Source organism: Malaciobacter mytili LMG 24559 (genome assembly GCF_003346775.1).
GTDB classification, from domain to species: Bacteria; Campylobacterota; Campylobacteria; order Campylobacterales; family Arcobacteraceae; genus Malaciobacter; species Malaciobacter mytili.
Map to the genome: position 1 here is coordinate 2716683 of NZ_CP031219.1, position 21261 is coordinate 2737943.

Genomic DNA, 21261 nt, shown 5'->3' on the forward strand with positions numbered 1-21261 from the left:
AAACAAAGTAAATTACTTTGTTTCTTCTTTAGTTTTTTCTTCTGGTTTTTCTTCTGATTTTACAGAAATTTCTTCTTTATTTTCATTTTCTTTTAATTGAGTTTTTTCATCTTCTTGTAACTGTTTTGAAGTAGTTATTTCCTCTTTATTTTCTTCAATAGCTTTCTCTTCTATTTTTCTTTCTTCTTCTTTTTCTACTTCACTTAAAGGTTCATCTTTTTCAATAATAAATTCTTTATCATCATATTTTGTAAAATTATTAAATTTTATCATTGAAGATAAAGCTTTTCCATAAGCCTCTTTTTTTTCTGAGTATTTATCTAATTTTGTAACTAATAAATATGGATTTGGATTTTCATAATTTAGTTTTCTAAACTCTTTAAAAGCAGCACTTCTTGATAAAACTATATAATAATCTTTTATTGCACCTTTTATAGTTGCATATTTTTTTAGCCATATAGTCTTTTCACCCCTTTGACTATTTGCAGCAATTCTTGGCTCAGTTTTATTAAAAGACCAAACTCCAAAAATATTATTTGCCTCTTTAAAAAATCTTGATTCTCCCCAAGCACTCTCCATTGCTGCTTGTGCAAGGGCAATTGATTTTGGATGTGGTTTTAAAGCATATAATAACTCTTCATTTGATTCAACTTTGTAAAACTCTTTTAGATTTTCTATTTCTTCAGTTATATTTCCCTCTTTTATATCTTCTTGAATTCTTAAAAACTGAATTTTTAATTCATCATAAACTTCATTTAAAGGTGGTACCATCATTTTAATAAAATTTGCTTTTTTAACTGCAACTGGTACAGTATTTTTTATTCTTAATTTATTTAACTGCATAATAGTTTGAGATAACTCTTCTTCTAGTCTCTTTTCATTTTCTTTACTATTATTTAACTGCAAAATTAAATCTTCTACTTGATGCGATAGGTGTTGAATTTGTTTATCTTGCATATGATAAAAATATCCAAAAAGTAGTAAAACAACAATGCTCATTCCAATAAGATATATTTTTTTCATAAAGTTTCCTGTATATTGTGATATCTTAGTGTAGCAAAATATCACTAAAAGTTATTTTTGTTGAAATTTTCGGGGATTAAAACCCCGAAATTTGTATATAGTAAGAAATTATTTGAAGTAATGGTTCAATAGTAAAAATTGAAAGAATTGTAAAAATTGCACAAATTGCTGCTATAAATTTTATAGGCATAGATGCATTTTGTAAATAATACTCTTTAGAGTTAATTGGTTCTTTTAAAAACATATAAACGATTGGTTTTAAATAATAATATGCTGCAATTGCTGAATTTAAAACCATAATTAAAGCTAAAAACATAAACCCTGCATTTAAAGCACTACTAATTAAATATAGCTTCCCCCAAAAAAGTGCAAAGGGAGGAAGACCTGCTAAACTTAACATAAATAAAGCCATTATACAAGCAGTTACTGGTGAAGTTTTTACTAATCCTGCATATTTATTTAAACTATCATCAGTTAAACTCTCATCTTTTATTCTATTTAACCAAAGCATAGTAAATCCACCAAGATTTGTAATTAAAAACATAGCCCAATATAAAAATAGACTTTGTGTTGCTTGATGTGTACCTATTAAAATAGCAGCCATTGCAAAACCTGCATTTGAAATAGATGAATATGCTAACATTCTTTTTATATCATTTTGTAATAAAGCAATAATATTCGGAATTGTCATTGTTAATACAACCATTGTATATAAAATAGTTTGTATAAAAATATCATCACTTATAATAAATATCTCAAAAAATCTAAGAGCCACTATAAATCCAGCAATTTTTGGAACAATAGAAATAAATCCAGCTAAAGCCGAAGATGAACCCTCATAAACATCTGCAACCCATAAGTGAAAAGGGAATAAAGAAAGTTTAAATCCAAGTGCAGCTATTAAAAATACTGTTCCTACTAAAATTACAAAATAGTTTTCAAAATTATTTTGAGTTAAGATATATGAAATTTGTCCCAACTCTACACTTCCTGTTTGAGCATAAAAAATCATAGACCCAAAGGCAAAAAATGCAGCTGCTAATGCACCCATAGTAAAATATTTAATTGCAGCTTCAATGGCTGTTAATCTATTATGCATAGCTATCATTGTATATAAAGCTAGTGAAGCCGTCTCTAAAGAAACAAAGATTAAAATAAGGCTATCTGAACTTACCATAAACTGAAATCCAGCTATCATAAATAAAAATAGTGCAAAATATTCTGGGTACCTAAACTCTTGAAAGCTAAGCTTTGAAAATCCTAAAGCAATAAAGAAAATAGAAGCTATTACAATTATTGCTTGAGATAAAGTTGAAATACCATCAACTAATAATAAATCAAAAAATCCTCTACTATCTGAATTAAAAGCAAAAATAAATCCTAAATCAATTAGTAAAAATAAAATAGCTAAAATTATATATAAAGATTTATCTAATTTTTTATTTACTAAATCTACACATAAAATAACTAAAGCACCAATAATTGCTGCTATCATTGGAGCAATTGTAGTAAAGTTTAAACTAGCAAAATCAATGGCTATTTTTGGAATTTCATTCATTTTTGTGCTCCATTTATACTATTTGCATCTAGTAATCTAATTTGCGCTTCTTGTGTAACTATTTTTGCATGCATTATTTCAATCATCTTAGATACTGTATTATTTGCAGGTTCTAAAATTGGTTTTGGATAAACTCCTAAAAGTATAACTAAAGCTACTAAAGGAATAAGTGCCATTAACTCTTTTTTATTTAAATCAAGAAGTTTTTTATTCTCTTCTTTAGTTATTTCACCAAAAAAAGATTTTTTATACATTACTAACATATAAACTGCACCTAAAATAATAGTAAGTCCAGCAATTAAAGTAAGAGTTGGCGAGATTTTAAAAAAACCAAGAAGAGATAAAAACTCTCCTACAAACCCAATAGTTAGAGGAAGTCCCACAGAAGCCATTAAAATCACTGCAAAAATTGTTGCATATTTTGGCATTACTTTTGCAAGCCCACCAAACTCTTCTATTTGTTTTGTATGTCTTCTATCATAAATCACTCCAACAAGCATAAACAGTGCTCCTGATACTATTCCATGAGAAATCATAAGAAAAATAGCTCCTGCTATTCCTTCTACATTTAAAGCAAAAATACCTAAAATTATAACTCCCATATGAGAAACAGAAGAGTAAGCAATTACTTGTTTCATATCCTCTTGGGCATAAGCTACCATTGCAGTGTAAACAATTGCAATTAAGGCTAAAATTGCCATAGGAATTACTAAATATGAGCTAGCATCTGGAAATAGAGGTAAAGAAAATCTTACAAAACCATATGTTCCCATTTTTAGTAATACTGCTGCTAGAATTACTGAACCAATTGTTGGGGCTTGCCCATGGGCATAAGGTAACCAAGTATGAAAAGGGAACATTGGCACTTTAATAGCAAACCCAGCAAAAAAGGCAATAAATAACCAAAGTTGCAAATCAAAAGGTAAAATAAGCATATTCCAATCTTGAATATTAAAACTCCAATTTCCTGTTGTTTGAAAGTAGATATATCCAAGGTATAACATACCTAAAAGCATAATTAGTGAACCAAAAAAAGTATATAAAAAGAATTTAATTGCTGCATAAACTCTTAATTTTCCTCCCCAAGCTCCAATTATATAAAGCATAGGAATAAGTGATAGTTCCCAAAATAAATAGAAAATTATGGCATCTAAAGCTAAAAATACTCCAACCATTGTCATTTCTAAAAATAAAACTGTAATAATTAGATTTTTTAAAGCTTTTGTTTCACTAAGACCAATTAAAGAAATCATTGTCATAAAAGTTGTCATAATAACCAAAAATAGTGAAATTCCATCTATACCTACAAGGTAATTTATTCCATAAGAGGGAATTATTGGGAAACTTTGAGTAAATTGCATACTTGAATCTTGTACATCAAAATTTATCCACATTACTATACTTAAAATAAACTCTATTGCAGTTACTAAAATCCCATAAGCTTTTATAGAATCCTCTTTTACTAAAAACCCTATAAGTGCAGCAAAGGCTGGGAAAAATATTAGTATTGATAAAATATAATCCATCTGCTTTAACCTTTAATTGATAAATGCAAGAGTTGCACTTAATAGTAATATAAACACAACACCTATTGCCATAACCTTCAATGCATGGGATAAATTCCCAGATTGAATTGGTCTTGAATTCTCACCAGTTTTATAAACAACTCTTGCAATTAAATCAACAGTTGCATCAACAATTTTTAAATCCACAACTTTAAATGCAAATTTTGAAAGAGCATAATATGTTTTACAAACTACTTTGTCATAAAACAAAGGAATATAATATTGATTTAACAATAATTTATATATAGCTTTTTCTTCCCAAGATTTACAAAACCCACCATTTTTATACTTAAATACTGCAAATAAAATACCAAAAATTGCAATTGCACTTGTTAGTGCTATTAAAATATATGCTGTTTGATGTGAAATATTTGAAGCCTCCCATGTTGGAAGAGTTTTAGTAACCATTTGTACAAAAGAGTGTTCAAACCAACCAGCAATTATTGCTAAAAGAGCAAGGGGAATCATAGCTGCAATAACAAAAGGATATGTTTCATGAGGATGGAAATCATACTCTTTATAAACAGGTGTTGAGAAAAATATTTTCATAATAAGTCTAAAAGAATAAAAAGCTGTAAGTCCTGCTGTTATAAATAAAATACTCCATAAAATAATTGCATCTGCATTAAAAGCAGCTTCTAAAATCTTATCTTTTGAGAAAAAACCTGCAAAAGGAAAAATTCCAGCAAGAGCAATTGAAGCAATAATCATAATAATTGCAGTTGGTTTCATCTTTTCATATAACCCACCCATTTTTCTAATATCAATTTCATTATTCATTGCATGCATTACATTTCCTGCACCTAAAAATAAGACTGATTTAAAAAAAGCATGTGTTGCAAGGTGAAATAATGCTACCCAATAAGCTCCAAGTCCAGCAGCAACAAACATATATCCCAATTGAGATAAAGTTGAATAAGCAATTACTCTTTTCATATCATTATTTACTAAAGCCATAGTGGCTGCAAAAATTGCTACAAAAGCCCCTAAACAAGCAATAAAATAGCCAACTTCAGGAATTGTTGTATAAATCTCATTTGCTCTAATTACTAAATAAACCCCTGCTGTTACCATTGTAGCCGCATGAATAAGAGCTGAAACTGGTGTTGGGCCTTCCATTGCATCTGCAAGCCAAGTATGAAAAGGAAATTGTGCTGATTTTCCCATTGCTCCAATAAATAAAAATATTCCTATTGATACAATAGTAAGTGTTGAAAGAGAGTCTATATTTGCAAATACAATATCATACTGTAAACTTCCAATATTCCAATAAATTAGGAAAATTCCAATCAGCATTCCTAAATCTGCTATTCTATTCATAATAAAAGCTTCATTAGCAGCCCAAGAAGCACTGTGTTTATGATACCAAAACCCAATAAGAAGCCAAGAACAAAGCCCAACTCCTTCCCATCCTATAAATAGTCCTGCAAAGTTATCAGACATTACTAAAATAAGCATAGAAAATACAAAGGCACTTAAATATGAGAAATATCTATTAAATCCTTTATCATGTTCCATATAACCAATAGAGTGAATATGTACCATTGTTGATACAATTGTAACCACACTCATCATAATTACACTTACTTCATCAACTATAAACCCAAAAGGTATATTAATATTTCCAACAACTATCCAATCCATCATTCTAACATGGATAATTTCACCTGTTTTATATACATAATATAAAAGATTTAATGAAGCAATAGTTGAAACAGCTAACATAAAAGAAGTAAAAAGACCTGTAAAAATAGTTTTTTTACCCATAGCAAAAAGAGCAGCTATAAGGGAACCTACAAGTGGAGCAAAAAGTGCTATATATAAATATTTTTCCATAATTAGCCTTTTAATCTTTGCATACTATCTAAATCAATAGTTCCTGTCTTTTTATACCATAAAATAAGTAATCCAAGACCAATTGCAACTTCAGAAGCTGCAATTGCAACTATAAAAAATGCAAACATTTGACCTGTTAAATCCCCATGAAATTTAGAAATAGCGGCAAGTCCTACATTTACAGCATTTAACATAATTTCAGTAGAGAAAAAAAGCATTAGAAGATTTTTTCTTCTAATTACTCCAAACAATCCTATACAAAATAGAAGAGTTGATAAAATTAAATAAGCATTTAAACTCATAGGTCTTCCTTTTGTTCTTCTATTTGATTTTCACTTAATTGAGTATATGAAGTATTCATTCTTTTACCAGCTAAAATAATCCCTCCAACCATTGCCACAAGAAGCATAATTGCAGCAACTTCAAAAGGAATTAAATATTTAGTAAATAAAACCACTCCCACATCTTGTGTATTTCCCCACTCTGGATGAATAGGAAGATTTGCTTGTACATTTTGTCCAATTATAGGAGATACAAAAATAATAACGATTAAAAGAGCAATAAGTCCACTTAATAAAAACACTAACCTTGGATTTTTAATTTTCTCTTTTACAAGAGAAAGTGAATCAAAAAACATCATACCAAAAGCATATAAAGCCATAACTGCACCTGTATAAACTACTATTTGTACTGCACCTAAAAACTCCGCATCTAAAAGAAAGAAAAAAGCTGAAATAAATATCATACCAGCAGCTAAGGAACTTAAAGCATAAAGGGCATTATTTGTAAATACTGTTATACAAAACATTACAACAGTTAAAGTTGCAAATAGATAAAAAGCTACTACTTCAAACAACATTTTCTCTCCTAATATAAAAGTGGAGTTTTCTTGATTTTTTCATCAGCATCAATAGATACTGCTCCAAAACCTTCATACTCTTTTTGTAAAGATAATTTATCAAGAGGTGTTAATAAATCCTCTTTTAATGCAAAATGAGCTCTTTGTTCACTGGCATTTTCATATCTTCCACCATGAACAATAGCAAGTTCAGGGCAAACCTCAGCACAATATCCACAAAAAATACATCTACCCATATTTATTGTATATTCTAAAACCTCTTTTCTTGAATTTTCATCAATTCTAGTATCCATTTTTATACAATTTGAAATACATATTTTTTCACAAAGTCCACAGCCAATACATCTATTTTCACCAGATTCTAACAAAGCTAAAAGTTTGTGTACTGCTCTATATCGTGGAGAAATAGGAAGTTTCTCTGCTGGATATTGAACTGTATGCATTTGATTTTTAAATAAGGCTTCTTTCATCATATTAAAAGTAATTTTCAATCCATTAAAAAGCTCACCTTTTAAACTTCTTTTTACAACTTGTTTAAAAGCCTCACCATTTGTTTTAGGATAATTATCATCTTGAACAGTAATATAGTTTTGAACACCTACATTTCTATTTTTAAACTCTTCTAAACTCATTTTATACTCCTAAAACATCATCACAAAACCAGTGATTAAGATATTTAACACTGCAAGTGGCATTAAGATTTTCCAACATAACCACATAAGTTGGTCAGGTCTAATATGTGGCCAAGAAGCTCTTGTCCAAAGAAAAAAGAAAATCAAAAACATTACTTTTAAAATAATTGCTAAACCACCAGGGATAAACCAAAGGTCATTAAAACCACCTAAAAAGATAAGTGAAACTAAAAAACAAATTGTAAAAAGATTTGCATATTCCCCAATAAAGAACATTCCCCATCTAATACCTGAATACTCCGTTGCATACCCTGCAATAATTTCAGCTTCATGTTCTAATAAATCAAATGGTGTTCTATTCGTCTCAGCAAATCCAGCTATTACAAATAAAATAAAAGCAAGAGGTTGAGACCACACTAACCAAGAAGTAAAACCACCATTTTGATAATTATTTATATCAATTAAAGATAGACTTCCCACAAGCATTAAAGGTGCAAGAAGAGCTAGTCCTGAAACCACTTCATAAGATAAAAGTTGAATAGCAGTTCTAGCTCCACCTAAAAGTGACCACTTATTTGCACTGCTCATTCCACCTAAAAGCGGTCCATAAAGTCCAACTGATGCCACTCCCATTACAAATAAAACTCCAACATTTATATCAGCAATAATTGGTCTTACTGTATAACCAAATAGTTCAAATTCAGGTAAAAAAGGAACTGCACTCATAGCAATAAAAGCTGTTGCAGCTGTTATAATTGGAGCAATCATAAAAATTGGTCTTATGGCATTTTGAGGAATAAAATCTTCCTTCATAAATAGTTTAATACCATCTGCTGCTATTTGTAAAAGTCCATATGGTCCCACATTCATAGGACCTAATCTTCTTTGCATAAAAGCAAGAATTTTTCTTTCTATATAAGTAGTAAATCCTGCAAGTGCTGAGAATAGTGCTAAAATAACAATAGCTTTTACAACTGTCTCAATAATAATACTTGTTTCCATACTAAGCCTTTGATATAACTGCTTTATTAAATCTATAAGAATCAAAAAGTTCTTTAGTCTTAATATTTTTATCAAAAGTAGAAATATATGCTATTTCTCCATCTATTTGATCATCAAAATAAACTTCTAATTTTAAAGTTTTGCCATTTGCACTAATATTTACACTATCTTTTTCATTTAAACAAAGTTTTTCTAAAAGAGCTTTTGATAGATAAATTCCTGTTTTTGCTTTTTCTTTAAACTCATGAGAAATAGCTACAAATTCATTAAATACATTTATAGGATTTGCTTTATAAATAGTAATTTCTTCTTGAGTTTTACTAAACTGTTCACTAGAAGAAATAGTAAACTCTTCACTACTACTTACTTCCATCACATCAAGTAAATAACCCCTATTCTCTTGCATATCATTTGAAAAGTAGTTAGATAAGTCATCAAAACAAATTGCTTTAAAACCTTTTTTTAAAGGTAAAGCTTGTGTATATTTTATTGTATATTCTATCTCTTGCTCTAAAAGTTTATTTGCTATATCATTTAAAGTATAACCTTTATATGGTAAAGCTGCATTTGTAGGAACAACCCTTTTATCAATATTTACAAAAGTTCCCTCTTGTTGGTTTAAAGCTGGAATATCTAAATCTGCATCCCCTAAAGCAGATAATTCAAAATCAGCTTTTTCATTATATCCTACAATAAAACCATCAGCTTTTTCATCAAGTTCACAAATTAAACTTACACCTAAAGTATTTGTTTTTGTAGGAATAATTACTAAATTAAAGTTTGTATATTTTTCAATTAAACCACATAATTTTGCTAAAGTTTCCCAATTTGGATGAGTTATTAAATCCTCTCCTATAATTAAAGAAAAACTTTGTTTTTTATCAATCATTGAAGAGATAAGTTCATAAAAACTCTCATTTTGTTCAATCTCATCTAAAAGTTTTGAGTAGATATATTCAACTTGTTTTTCTTCATCTTTAGAGATTATTTTTTTAACTTCTTTTTCTTCACCAGTTTGTTCATCTATTACTTTTTCAATAACTTGTTCTTTTTTTGTCTCAATTACTGTTTTTACTCTTTTTTCTTTTAAAGATTCTAAATACTCTTTAATATTTAAAGGTAAATTCTCATTTGCAAATAAATCAAGTATTAAATATAAAATAGCCTCTTCTTTTAAAGGTTTATGGTAAATAAATTCAGAACTTTTACCTTTTTTACCAATTTTTTCTACTATTTTATCAACTATTGGATGGAAATATAATCCATTTGCTTTATTTGTTACTATTGTATTATTAAAAGCATATCTTGCATTTGGTAAATCATGTTTTAAAAAACTTCCAAGTGAGATTACAAAATCTGCATTATGAACCTCTTTTAAAGAACCTTTATATAAACTATTTCCAGTAACACTACTAAAAGCTTTTAAGAATCTTTGATATTTAAAAGCATCTTCATTTATAAGTTTAAAGCCAAGTTTTTCTTTTAATTTTTGTAAAAGTAAAGCTTCTTCATTTGTTATAAAAGAGTTAAATTTTACACTAGTTGCTTTTTGAAAAGCCTCTATTGCACTATTAAAAGCTACTTCATTTTTAACTTGAACTTTATTTTCAAAATCATATGCAAATCTTGCTGCACCATTTAAAGATACATAATGATGGTCATTTGTAACCCTATATATTTTTAAAACATTATGTTTTTCAATTGACTCATGTTTTCTTTCATAATATATTAAAGAACAATCACTTGAATGTGGGTTTGAAGCTGGAATTCTTGTAAGCTCCCAAGCATTTGATTTATATTGAAAATCATGTGAAACTAAAGCCCCAACAGGACAAACAGAGATACATTCTCCACAATCTGTACATGAATTTTCATCAAAACCAATTAAAGATTTATTTAACTTATTCCACATAGAATAAGCATCTTTTGGCATACTATCTTTAAAAGTTTTTTCAATAGCATCAGAGCTTCTTTTTACTGTACTTAAAGCATTTGAACCTATCATATCTTTACATACTGTTACACACTTTTCACAAACAATACATAAGCCAGGGTCATAATTCATTACTCCCCAATGTTGAGTTGGTCTTGGTATATCTTTTATAGCATAATTTTGAGAATCAACTTTCATATATAAAGTATAATTTTGTAATTCACACTCTCCACTTTGGTCACAAACACCACATTGTAAAGGATGATTTACATCATATACTTCCATTATTGCTCTTCTTTCTTTAGCAATATTTTCAGTAGTTGTTTTTACTTGCATACCCTCTTTAGCTTTTGCATTACAAGCATACACTTGTTTTCCATCAGCTTCAACTAAACATAACCTACATGCTAAAGTTGGAGAACATCTTGTAAGATAGCAAATTGCTGGAATAAAAATACCATTTGCTCTTGCAATATTTAATAAAGACTCTCCCTCATTTGCATTACAAATTTTCCCATCAATTTCTAATGATATTAGTTCGCTCACTTTAAAGCCTTTCAATCTTTACGGGTTTATAGTTATATCCTACACTTAAAAAATCTTTATTTTCTATTGTTGCACAAATAGCAATTGTACTTTGTAAACTAGGACTTATTTTAAATTTTTTCTTAGTTTCACCTTCACCTGATTTAATTAAAATTTCACTTTCATCTTCAATTTTTGCAATTCTTGCAAAAGAGGCACTACCATACACAATATCTTCATCTTGTTTTTTATCAATATAAGAATAAATTACAGTTCCATTAAAAGGTAATAACTCTTCAACCTCTTCAAGTTCTTCATCTTCTAAACTTATCTGTTTTGTAGAGATTATTTTAAAATCACTATATTTTTCAATTAAAGCTAAAATTTTTAGAATATTTTTTGCTCTTTTATGATTAAAAATATCTTCACCAACTATTAATACTTTATTTCTTTTTTCTTGTGAAAGTTCTAAAATCTCTTCAAATTCTTCTTCTCCGGCACTTGATTCAGCAGAGATATATCCAATATCCAACTCATCTATATATTCTTGTATATTGTTATTTGAGTTTTTAACAAAAGTATCTAAAAGTAAAGCACTAACGCCTTCTTCACTTCCTGCTTCATATTTTATAAATTGTGTATAAAAATCTTTTAAAGATAAAGTATCAACAGCATGCATATAAACAATATTGGCACTATTATTCTCTTTTGCTTCTTGTATTGCTTGAAAGATCTCTTTATTTGTATTTGATAAAAAAATACCAAAAGTTAAAATAAAATCACTATTTTTTAAAACTTCTAAATTCTTCATAGGTTCTCTTCTTTTTCTTCTAAAATCTCTTTTTTTTCTGGTTGCACTTTTTTAACTACAATTGTCCAATCAACTTCATTAAACTTAATTGAGTTCATTAAGGTATAACCATTTTCATATAATAAATCTGCACTTTTTTGAATAGGAGTAAAATCCCCTATTTCAAAGATAAAAATAGCATTTTCACCATCTTTTATATCATCTTTTAATAACTCTAACATTCTGTTATAAAAATTATCTTTTAAAGCTCTTAAATCATATCTTTTCACAATTTGCCTTTAACGATCAATTTCACCAAATACAACATTTAAGTTACCAATTAAAGTAACCACATCTGCTAATTGATGGCCAGGTAATAGGTCTTCTAAAAGTCCCGTATGGAAAAAACTTGGCGCTCTTAATTTTAATTTATAAGCATAAGGGCTTCCATCACTTACAATCATAAAACCTAATTCACCTTTTGGTGATTCTGTTGCAACATAAATTTCACCTTTTGGTGGTCTCATACCTTGTGTTACTAAAACAAAGTGTTGCATTAAAGAGTAGTTTTGAGTCATTATTTGCTCTTTAGGAGCTGAAATATACTCAGGAGCATGTGCCATTAATTCACTTTGGCTACTTTTATACATAGGTACTAATTGTCTTAAAATTTTTATAGACTCTCTTATTTCTTGCATATAACATTTATATCTTCCATAAGAATCCCCTGTAGTTGCAACTGGAATATCAAAATCAAGTTCAGGATATATACCATAAGGCATCTCACGTCTTAGATCCCATTTAATCCCTGAACCTCTTAATGCAACCCCTGATACACCCCAAGATTTTGCAAGTTCAGGAGTTATTATACCTACATTTTCAAGTCTCATTCTCCAAATTCTATTCTCAGTTAATAAACCTTCATATTTATCAACTTCTACTTCTAAAATCTTTAAATATTTCTGTAAATCCTCACACCAAGAAGATGGTAAATCTAAAGGCACTCCACCTATTCTAACTGCACTATGAGTAAGCCTTGCACCGCAATAGTCTTCCATTAAGTCCATTGCGAACTCTCTTTCTCTAAAAGTATATAAAAATACACTCATAGCTCCAACATCAAGGGCATGGGTTGCAAGCCAAAATAGATGAGAAATAATTCTATTTAATTCTAAAAGCATAGTTCTAATAATCTCAGCTCTTCTAGGAACTTGTATATCTAAAAGTTTTTCAACAGCTAAAGCAAAACCATAGTTATTTGAAGTAGAAGCTATATAATCCATTCTATCAGTAGTTGGCAAGAATTCATTATATATCATATTTTCTGCCATTTTTTCCATACCTCTATGAAGGTATCCCACATCAGGTCTAGCTTTTACTACTTCTTCCCCTTGAAGCTCTAAAATAAGTCTCATTTGCCCATGTGCAGAAGGGTGTTGTGGTCCAAAATTAACCACCATTGTATTATCTTCTCTTTCGAAATTTATATTTTCAAAAAAAGGTTTTAATCTATTTCCTACTTGTTGTTGCATAACTTATCTTCTCTCTTTTAATGTTACAGAGTCTTCTTCTTTAAACTTCTTAATAAGTTTTACTCCTTGCTCTTCTTGATAAGCCAATGGTGTATGTTCTGGTTCTTTACCATTTGATATATCAACTCCATAAGGCACTTCATGTCCTAATCTTGCAAATCTTGTAGTATCATATCTATCAATAGCTGCTGCATCTCTTATTTCTGGGCCTATTATTTGCCTTGCTTCTTTTCCAAAAATTTTATCAACTTCATACCAAGATGCTGCCTCATCTCCATGTAAAGGGTATGTTTTTCTTAAAGGATGATCATGCCAATCATTAGGCATAAGGATTCTTTTCATATTTGGATGATTTAAAATTTTCACCCCATACATATCATACATCTCTCTTTCTGCCCAATTTGCCATTTTAAATAAAGAATATACAGACTCTATTGGTTGTTTTTCTTCAATAAAACATTTAACCCTAAGCCTTTTTCTTTTTGTTAAAGAAAGCATTTCATAAAATATTTCAAAACCACCCTTTGAAGCTATATAATCAATAGCAGAAAGCTCCATTAGCATCTCATATTCAAGTTTAGTTTTTAAAAGCTCTAAAGTTTTTAAATTATCTTTAGGATTTATATATATTACTAAATGCTCTTTTTCAAGATATTTATCTAAAAGCTTTATTGTTGAAGATAAAACTTCCACATCATTTGCAAAAACTTCATCAGTAGATACTTCAAGTCTAGGAATTAAAGGAGTTACAAAAAATCTATCATTATAGTATGCTTTTTGCTGCACATCAGTTTTTGATTTATACTCTCTCATACTAATCTCTTTTTCTTAATATTTCTAAAAATAGATTCTCTTCTAATCTTTTTTTGTAGCATCATAAGTGCATATTGTAAAGTTTCAGGTCTAGGAGCACACCCTGGAAGATATATATCAACTGGCACAATTCTATCTGCACCTTGAACAGTTGCATAAGTATTAAACATCCCACCTGTATTAGCGCAACTTCCCATAGAAATAACCCATTTAGGATCCGGCATTTGATCATATAATCTTCTCATAAATTCAGCATGTTTTTTTGTAAGAGTTCCAGCTATTACAATAACATCAGCTTGCCTTGGACTTGCTCTAAAAATAGTTCCAAATCTATCAAAGTCGTATCTAGAAGCTCCTGTTGCCATCATCTCAATAGCACAACAGGCAAGACCATAAGTTAGAGGCCATAAAGAGTTACTTCGTCCCCAATTTACTAGCTTATCAACTGTTGTTAAAGCTATTGGAGCACCGCCATTTGAAAAATAGTCTACTTTATGCTGTGCCATTCAAGTGCTCCTTTTTTCCATGCATAAATAAATCCAATAGTTAAAATTACAATAAATAAAATCATCTCAATAAATCCAAACCAACCAAGAACTTTAAAATCCACAGCCCAAGGGAACATAAAGATAATTTCAATATCAAATAAAATAAATAATAAAGCCATAAGATAGAATTGAACCGAGATAGTATTAGGTTGTTTTGTAACTTCAGGTCCACACTCATATAAAGATACTTTTAACTTTTCAGTATTTAGCCTTGCAATTTTTCTACTAATAACCCTTGCAAGATACACAGTTAAGATAAAAGCAGTAAATGTTAAAACGAACATAACAAATACACCAAAATACGGATGAGAAAAATCCATATGCGTCATCATGTATCCTTAAGATTTAATTTATACACTTAAGTGTTAATTAATTTATTATTTAAATCCTATCTAATATCTACTAAAGCTATACTTATGCTACGCTTGGCTACATACTTAAATTAAGAAAATTTTTAGATATTATTAGAATCCATAAAAAATTTTATAAATTTCTTACAAAAAAGTAATATAGAAAAGTTACCTATATTATAATTTTGCAGTTTTATTTGTCACTATCTTCCTAGTAAGATAATTTTACAAATCTTTAATATTTTATTTTTTAAAAATAAATGATTATTATTATAATTATAATGTAGATAAATATAGATAAAATTTTATTTTTTAATTAACTTTTTTAGAAAGACTATTTTAAGGTGCCTTGAGAAGTTTTTAAAATTTATTTCTAAAATAAATATATAATTTTTATATAAAAAAAATCTATTTTAAAGAATTCTTAAACCTTAAAAATAAGTTTTATTTATTTTTATATTTGTCATTTTTTTATTTGATTTTTTATAATAAAAGGTGGTTACTTAAATAAAAAGATTTTTTTCAATTAAAAATATGAGTTTTAGCTCTTTTTTTATAAGTATAACTTATAGTATAAAAATAAAAAAAGTAGAAATTACTTCTACTTTTTAACTATTTTAACTCATAAATCCCATTTTATTTTCTGTATCAAAATTGCCTTTTTGCTCTTTTTCTATTTGTTCTTTAAAAGACTCAACAGTAAAAATTGGTTCCTCTTCTAGGGCAATTTTATAAGCTGTATTTTTAATAATCATCTCAATTTGTCCACCTGTTAATTCATATGAAACAAGTTTTTCTATATCAAAATTCTCACTTAAAGGTAAAGATTCAGGAAGTAGTTTTTCCCAAAGTTTTCTTCTTTGTTCTAAATTTGGTTTTTTAAATTCTATTTTATAATTAAATCTTCTTGAAAAAGCTGTATCAATAGATTCTAATAAATTTGTAGTGGCTATTAAAATCCCATCAAATCTCTCAATTTGCTCTAAGAAAATATTTTGCATTTGGTTATGCATTTTTTCACTTCCACTATTTGAAGTGCTACTTCTTGAGCTTAAAAACTGATCTGCTTCATTTAAAAGCAATATAGGTTCTGATTTAGTTTTATCTACTAAATCTCTATATGTATCAAAAATACTTCTAACATTTTTTTCACTCTCACCCACATACATAGATAAAATCTTACTACAATCAAAACTTAATACTTCTCTTTTTAAAGATTTTGCTAAAGCTAAAGCGGTTAAAGTTTTTCCTGTTCCTGCAAAACCATAGAAAATAATTCTTGCTTCAATTCCTTTTCTTTTATCTTTTACTCCCCACTGCTTTAACCTATTTAAAACATTTTTATCTACTTGTTTAAGTAAAGCATCTAAAGTTTCTCTTGTTTTTTCATTTAAAACAACATCTTCTAAAGTTTTATTTGTAGAGATAAGTTCAAACATCTCTTGCTCTTTAATAACAGAGTCTAATTTCATCTTAGCTCTTCTACTTTTCTTTTTTGTAGGATGAGAGATTTTATATAAGATTTCATCAGGAATAAAAAAGTTTCTATTAATCCCTCCAAAAGGTGTTAAAACCTCATCATAATCTATTAAACTATTTGATACTAGTTTAGAACTTTCTTCAAGTAAACTTCTATATTTAATCTTTTCATAATCATCACTAGAAATAAGTTCAATTAAAGAATTCATATCTCTAATTGTCCCATCACCACCTGAATACTCCTCTTTTAATAAAGCTAAAAATATCATTTGTTCTTGCTCATTTAGTGAGTGTTCTTTAAAAAAGTCTTCAAGCATTATCTCTTTTTCTGTAACTTTAACTCTCTCTTTAATTCTATTTTCTAACATCATTAGTTTTGATTTTAGTCTATTTCTATTAGGAGAGTTCTCATCAAAATTTCTTTTAACCATATTTAACTGTTGAGCTAAATCTATTTTAAAAAACTGATCTTGCAAATACTCTAAATGATCACTATATTTTTTAATTTCAGGAAGAATGAACTCTAAAGAACCTTCCTCTAAAAGTTTTAAAAATGAAGTTGATAAAGATACAGATGAGTTTAAAAGTTCAAGCTTTGAAATATCACTTATTTTTACATGATCAAAACTATTATGTACTAGCCACCCCAATTCTAAAAGTGATTTAATACAGTCAATTTTATATAAATGCTCATAGTTTTTTATTTCATAAAATTCACTTAAAATATCAATTACAATTAAAGCATCTCTACCACTTATATACTCTTTTGTAATATATTGTAAGATTTTTGCTTCTTCATTTGTACACTTTAATTGTCCAAATAAAGTAGTTTTTGTTATATCTTTTGCATTAATAAACTCAATTATTTCTTTCATTTTGTAACTTTTCCTGTAAAAATTTATAAAAGATTTCCATATCTTCTTTTGAATTAAAATCTAACTTTTTATCATTAAATATTATGCTATTTTTTTGTTTTTCTATCTTATTTATATCTTTAAAAAAATACTCAGCCTTATTTTTTTGTAAATCTATTACTAAACTATTTTTCATCTCTAAAACTCTATTTTCACATATGGCTTTATATGAACCTTTAGAATAGATATAATTTTTACAATTTTGAGTTTTTATATACTCTTCAAGCTCTTTTAAATTTGAGTTGTCATACATATTTAGTGCGATAAAAATAAATGCTATAAAACCGAAAAACACTAAAAATAACATAACCTACTCCTAAAATAAAAGAATAGATAATACATAAAAGTCTCTTAACTGTTAATGAGTTAATTTTTATAAGTATTTTATGTGCTATAGCTTGAATTAAGATTAGTTAGTCTATTATCAGATTTTAATAATGGTTGTTAATTACAACTAAGTTAGATTTTATCTAAAATTGGTGGTACAAAGTACTAAATTATTTTAATTAAAAAAGAGAGATTATGAAAATAGCAATATCAATTTTTTTAACCTTATTATTTTTAACTGGTTGTTCTACTTTGAATTTTCAAAATACTGTAAGTTCAAAAGAAGAATTAATAAATAAAGCAAATAAGGGTGATATTAAAGCAATGATTGCTTTAAATAAGTATTATAAATTCCCAGAAACAAAAGAGGGATTTGATCTTTATAATAAATGGTATGAAACTATTAATAAAGAAGATAAAACAGAAGATATTTTAGAGTTTGCAAATATTTTTTCAAAATACAATGATATGTTTATTAATGGAAAACAAAAAACTCAACATTTATATAATCTTGCAGTTGAGTTAGGAAGTGAAGATGCTTTATTTTTACAAATTGAAGCATATTTAAAAGAGTATAATTATCCTAAAATCAATCAAATAAAGAAAAAAATTTTAGAAAATCCAACAGAAGAAAAATTAACTAAATTATATACTCTTTATAAAAGTAAATATATGAATACAGAAGCTTCAAAAATAATTGAGCTTATGACAAGTTACGGATTTACTTATAAACAAACAACAGAAGAAAAGCTAAAGGATTTAATATATAAAAAAGATAGTCAAGATGAGATAAATAAAATTTTAGAGGAAGTTATAGCTTCAAAAGACTCTAAAGAGATTTTTCAAACAGCAGATTATCTAAAAAAGAAATATAAATATACTTATGCTTTAAAACTTTATGAAGCAGGACTTTTACTTGATAATACAAATGCTCATGCTTATTATGAAGCTTCAGAAATTTACAGAAGAGGTAACTATACTGAAAATCTAAAAAGAGATGAGAATAAAGCTCTTGAGTCATTACAAAAAGCTGCTGATTATAATCACTTTAAAGCAAGTGCTGAGTTATTAAGAGAATATACAAAAAATCAAGAGAATATACAAGATTATTTTAATTTAGTAGAAAAACTAAAACAAACAAAAGAAGGTAAAAGAGCCTTAGCACAGTATTACTACAACAATTATAAAAAAGCTAAAGCAAATGAGATTTTAAATGAGCTAGCACAAGAAGGTGATGAAGAGGCTATTTTAGAGCTTGCTTTAAGAATTCCATCAAAATATAGTTTTAATCCTGAAGAGTTTAATTTAACAAAAAAATGGCAAAAAAATATTATTGAAAGTAATAATCTATCTTTAAAAAAGAAATTTGAAGAAAAAATCTCTTCTTTTAGATTCGCTTCTTATTATACAACAATGAATGAAGAGTTAGTAAAAAAAGCTTTAGAAGAAAAAAATATTATAACTTTAAGAGAGCTATATATAAAAAATAGATATAGAAATTATGATATAGCACTTGAGTATTTACAAACAGCTGCAAATTATGGTGATGTAAAAAGTAATTTAAATTTAGCAAGAGACTATTTAGGAAGTAAAAAAGAGGAAGATATAAATAAAGTTTTAGCTATTTATGAAGATTTAGCACAAAAAGGTGATATAAATACTACAAGAACCTTAGCAGAATTTTATTTCTATCCTCCATATACAAAAGAAAATTTTAAAGACTATAAAAAAGCTATTTACTACTATGAAAAAGCTGCTAATATGGGTGATTTAAGATCTATTAAAAAACTAGCTCAAATATTTCTTTGTGGAGAATGTGAAAGTAAAAAACTTGTAGATTATAAAAAAGCTAAAATTTATTTAGAAAAATTAGCACAAATGGGAGAAGCTAGAGATTTATTTAATCTTGGATGGACTTATAATTTTGGAAAAGGTGTAGAAAAAGATTTACTAAAAGCAAAAGAGTATTATGAAAAAGCAGCAAATTTAGGATTTTCAAGTGCTTATTATAATCTTGCATGGTTATATTATAAAGATGATGTAATTAAAGTAGATTATAAAAAAGCTTTAGAATATCTAAAAAAAGGTGTAGAATTAAATAACTCAAATTGTATAAATCTTTTAGGATTATTTTATGAAAAAGGGTATGGAGTTGAAAAAAATATGCAAACTGCCATTTCATATTATAAACAAATAGCTAATTTTGATAAATATGCAGCAAATAATCTTGCAAACTATTATAGAGATAATAAAAACTATAAAGAAGCTTTTAAATATTATGAAATTGGAAGCCAATTAGGAAATGATGAGTCTATGAATGAATTAGGTATTATTTATGAACAAGGATTAGGAGTGCAAAAAGATATACAAACTGCACTAAACTATTATAATAAAGCTTATAATGCCAATTTAAACCCACATGCAGCATATAATATAGGTTTAATATATCATTATGCAAAAGGTGGAATTAAAAAAGATTTACAATTAGCAAAAAAATGGTATAAAAGATCAACAATTGATGATGCTAAAAAACAACTAGCAAAAATTAAATAATAAAGAGTAGTTTTAAACTACTCTTTTAAAAATATCCTTGAAGAAGCATTAAAAATGCAGAGATTGTAAAAATAGAAACTAAAGTTTCTGCTGTAATAATTGTAGACATTAATTTTAAATCTCCTCCAAGTTCCCTTGCTAAAATATAAGAGCTTGAAGCTGTTGGCATTGAACCAAAAAGAACTAATATTGCTAAAGCTTGGCCTTGTATTCCAAAAGCTTGCCCTATAAAAAAAATAAAAGTAGGAAATAATGCAAGTTTAGTAAAAAGTGAACTAAATAACTCTAATTTTACTTCTTTAATATGTTTTATATGAAGTCCTACTCCAACAGATAAAAGTCCTAAAGGAAGTGCTGCAGAACTTAAAATACCTAAAGTTTTTTCAATTGGTGCATATAAACTAATTCCAAAATAGTTTAATAAACCTCCAAATATACATCCTAAAATTAGGGGATTTTTAATAATAGACTTAATAAAAGAGATTACTGTTATTTTACTACTAGCAGCATATATAGAAAAAATACTAATACAAAATACATTTATTATTGGTATCATAAAAGTCATTAAAAGTGCAGCTAAAACTAAACCACTATCTCCAAAAATAGCATCTGTTAAAGCTAAAAATACATAAGTATTAAACCTTATTGCACCTTGATAAATAGAAGTAAAAGCTTTACCATCAAATAAAAATAAAAATTTAGATAAAAGCATTAAAAATATAGTTATAAATATTAAAGTAAGTATAGATGAAGAAATAAATGCAAAACCATCTATTTCATTTAAAGAAGCAGTTGAAAGTTTATAAACTAATAAAGCAGGGAAAAGTACATAATATGTAAATTTATCTGCATACTGCCAAAATTCAATACTTGGAAACTCTATTCGTTTAAATAAATATCCTAAAAAAATTAAAAAAGAAACAGGTAATAGTGCCACTAAAATTGTTTCCATAATTCTCCCTTTGAAAACATTTTTCTTTATTGATTAAAAATTAAAGGGGAAATTATACTCTTTTTTTCAA

General features: G+C 27.5%; 19 protein-coding genes. 1 reads left to right on the top strand and 18 read right to left on the bottom strand.

Going from position 1 to position 21261, the window contains the following annotated elements; all coding sequences use genetic code 11:
* Positions 1-12 precede the first annotated feature (12 nt).
* The 17 genes from AMYT_RS13130 to AMYT_RS13210 form a co-directional block, all read right to left on the bottom strand.
* A complete protein-coding gene (locus AMYT_RS13130; protein WP_121500834.1) occupies positions 13-1023 on the bottom strand; it encodes a glucosaminidase domain-containing protein in 1011 nt (336 codons plus the stop codon).
* 76 nt (positions 1024-1099) lie between these two features.
* Positions 1100-2581, bottom strand: a complete 1482-nt coding sequence (gene nuoN, locus AMYT_RS13135) for an NADH-quinone oxidoreductase subunit NuoN (protein WP_114842976.1) — start codon at positions 2579-2581, stop codon at positions 1100-1102.
* A complete protein-coding gene (locus AMYT_RS13140; protein WP_114842977.1) occupies positions 2578-4107 on the bottom strand; it encodes an NADH-quinone oxidoreductase subunit M in 1530 nt (509 codons plus the stop codon). Before AMYT_RS13140 ends, nuoN begins: the two co-directional genes overlap by 4 nt.
* Positions 4108-4119: 12 nt before the next feature.
* Positions 4120-5982: an NADH-quinone oxidoreductase subunit L gene (gene nuoL, locus AMYT_RS13145; protein WP_114842978.1), complete on the bottom strand. Its 1863-nt coding sequence runs from the start codon at positions 5980-5982 to the stop codon at positions 4120-4122.
* Positions 5983-5984: 2 nt separating this feature from the next.
* Complete coding sequence (gene nuoK, locus AMYT_RS13150; protein ID WP_114842979.1) at positions 5985-6284, bottom strand: NADH-quinone oxidoreductase subunit NuoK; 300 nt, start codon at positions 6282-6284, stop codon at positions 5985-5987.
* Entirely contained in the window at positions 6281-6838 is a 558-nt protein-coding gene (locus AMYT_RS13155) for an NADH-quinone oxidoreductase subunit J (RefSeq protein ID WP_114843207.1), read from the bottom strand. Before AMYT_RS13155 ends, nuoK begins: the two co-directional genes overlap by 4 nt.
* Before the next feature lie 11 nt (positions 6839-6849).
* Entirely contained in the window at positions 6850-7473 is a 624-nt protein-coding gene (nuoI, locus tag AMYT_RS13160; protein WP_114842980.1) for an NADH-quinone oxidoreductase subunit NuoI, read from the bottom strand.
* Between the two features lie 9 nt (positions 7474-7482).
* A complete protein-coding gene (nuoH, locus tag AMYT_RS13165; protein ID WP_114842981.1) occupies positions 7483-8475 on the bottom strand; it encodes an NADH-quinone oxidoreductase subunit NuoH in 993 nt (330 codons plus the stop codon).
* Between the two features lies 1 nt (position 8476).
* Entirely contained in the window at positions 8477-10954 is a 2478-nt protein-coding gene (locus AMYT_RS13170) for an NADH-quinone oxidoreductase subunit G (protein WP_114842982.1), read from the bottom strand.
* A 1-nt stretch (position 10955) separates the two neighbouring features.
* The gene (locus AMYT_RS13175; RefSeq protein WP_114842983.1) at positions 10956-11744 is read right to left on the bottom strand and encodes a hypothetical protein; all 789 of its coding nucleotides are present in this window, start codon (positions 11742-11744) and stop codon (positions 10956-10958) included.
* Complete coding sequence (locus tag AMYT_RS13180) at positions 11741-12013, bottom strand: NADH-ubiquinone oxidoreductase subunit E family protein (protein WP_114842984.1); 273 nt, start codon at positions 12011-12013, stop codon at positions 11741-11743. Before AMYT_RS13180 ends, AMYT_RS13175 begins: the two co-directional genes overlap by 4 nt.
* A 9-nt stretch (positions 12014-12022) precedes the next feature.
* The gene (gene nuoD, locus AMYT_RS13185) at positions 12023-13255 is read right to left on the bottom strand and encodes an NADH dehydrogenase (quinone) subunit D (protein WP_114842985.1); all 1233 of its coding nucleotides are present in this window, start codon (positions 13253-13255) and stop codon (positions 12023-12025) included.
* Between the two features lie 3 nt (positions 13256-13258).
* Complete coding sequence (locus tag AMYT_RS13190) at positions 13259-14068, bottom strand: NADH-quinone oxidoreductase subunit C (RefSeq protein WP_114842986.1); 810 nt, start codon at positions 14066-14068, stop codon at positions 13259-13261.
* Entirely contained in the window at positions 14065-14574 is a 510-nt protein-coding gene (locus tag AMYT_RS13195; protein ID WP_114842987.1) for a NuoB/complex I 20 kDa subunit family protein, read from the bottom strand. The genes AMYT_RS13190 and AMYT_RS13195 overlap by 4 nt, the downstream gene beginning before the upstream one ends.
* Positions 14556-14945: an NAD(P)H-quinone oxidoreductase subunit 3 gene (locus AMYT_RS13200; RefSeq protein WP_114842988.1), complete on the bottom strand. Its 390-nt coding sequence runs from the start codon at positions 14943-14945 to the stop codon at positions 14556-14558. The genes AMYT_RS13195 and AMYT_RS13200 overlap by 19 nt, the downstream gene beginning before the upstream one ends.
* Before the next feature lie 638 nt (positions 14946-15583).
* Positions 15584-17320, bottom strand: coding sequence for an ATP-binding protein (locus AMYT_RS13205; protein ID WP_114842989.1), 1737 nt, complete (start codon positions 17318-17320; stop codon positions 15584-15586).
* Positions 17304-17666, bottom strand: a complete 363-nt coding sequence (locus AMYT_RS13210; RefSeq protein WP_114842990.1) for a hypothetical protein — start codon at positions 17664-17666, stop codon at positions 17304-17306. The genes AMYT_RS13205 and AMYT_RS13210 overlap by 17 nt, the downstream gene beginning before the upstream one ends.
* A gap of 215 nt (positions 17667-17881) precedes the next feature.
* On the opposite strand from AMYT_RS13210, the gene AMYT_RS13215 reads away from it, so the two are divergent.
* Positions 17882-20239: a tetratricopeptide repeat protein gene (locus AMYT_RS13215; RefSeq protein WP_114842991.1), complete on the top strand. Its 2358-nt coding sequence runs from the start codon at positions 17882-17884 to the stop codon at positions 20237-20239.
* A 25-nt stretch (positions 20240-20264) separates the two neighbouring features.
* Here AMYT_RS13215 and AMYT_RS13220 read toward each other — a convergent pair whose 3' ends face one another.
* Positions 20265-21191 carry an AEC family transporter gene (locus AMYT_RS13220; RefSeq protein ID WP_114842992.1) on the bottom strand — a complete coding sequence of 309 codons (927 nt, stop codon included), beginning with the start codon at positions 21189-21191 and terminating at the stop codon, positions 20265-20267.
* Positions 21192-21261: the final 70 nt, after the last annotated feature.

Excerpts from the sequence above, each read along its gene's own strand:
- AMYT_RS13195 (WP_114842987.1), bottom strand. The coding sequence starts at position 14,574 with ATGGCACAGCATAAAGTAGACTATTTTTCAAATGGCGGTGCTCCAATA.
- AMYT_RS13190 (WP_114842986.1), bottom strand. The coding sequence starts at position 14,068 with ATGAGAGAGTATAAATCAAAAACTGATGTGCAGCAAAAAGCATACTAT.
- AMYT_RS13220 (WP_114842992.1), bottom strand. The coding sequence starts at position 21,191 with ATGGAAACAATTTTAGTGGCACTATTACCTGTTTCTTTTTTAATTTTT.
- nuoD (WP_114842985.1), bottom strand. The coding sequence starts at position 13,255 with ATGCAACAACAAGTAGGAAATAGATTAAAACCTTTTTTTGAAAATATA.
- nuoK (WP_114842979.1), bottom strand. The coding sequence starts at position 6,284 with ATGAGTTTAAATGCTTATTTAATTTTATCAACTCTTCTATTTTGTATA.
- nuoL (WP_114842978.1), bottom strand. The coding sequence starts at position 5,982 with ATGGAAAAATATTTATATATAGCACTTTTTGCTCCACTTGTAGGTTCC.
- nuoH (WP_114842981.1), bottom strand. The coding sequence starts at position 8,475 with ATGGAAACAAGTATTATTATTGAGACAGTTGTAAAAGCTATTGTTATT.
- AMYT_RS13130 (WP_121500834.1), bottom strand. The coding sequence starts at position 1,023 with ATGAAAAAAATATATCTTATTGGAATGAGCATTGTTGTTTTACTACTT.
- AMYT_RS13210 (WP_114842990.1), bottom strand. The coding sequence starts at position 17,666 with ATGTTATTTTTAGTGTTTTTCGGTTTTATAGCATTTATTTTTATCGCA.
- AMYT_RS13200 (WP_114842988.1), bottom strand. The coding sequence starts at position 14,945 with ATGACGCATATGGATTTTTCTCATCCGTATTTTGGTGTATTTGTTATG.
- AMYT_RS13215 (WP_114842991.1), top strand. The coding sequence starts at position 17,882 with ATGAAAATAGCAATATCAATTTTTTTAACCTTATTATTTTTAACTGGT.
- AMYT_RS13205 (WP_114842989.1), bottom strand. The coding sequence starts at position 17,320 with ATGAAAGAAATAATTGAGTTTATTAATGCAAAAGATATAACAAAAACT.
- nuoN (WP_114842976.1), bottom strand. The coding sequence starts at position 2,581 with ATGAATGAAATTCCAAAAATAGCCATTGATTTTGCTAGTTTAAACTTT.
- AMYT_RS13140 (WP_114842977.1), bottom strand. The coding sequence starts at position 4,107 with ATGGATTATATTTTATCAATACTAATATTTTTCCCAGCCTTTGCTGCA.
- nuoI (WP_114842980.1), bottom strand. The coding sequence starts at position 7,473 with ATGAGTTTAGAAGAGTTTAAAAATAGAAATGTAGGTGTTCAAAACTAT.
- AMYT_RS13175 (WP_114842983.1), bottom strand. The coding sequence starts at position 11,744 with ATGAAGAATTTAGAAGTTTTAAAAAATAGTGATTTTATTTTAACTTTT.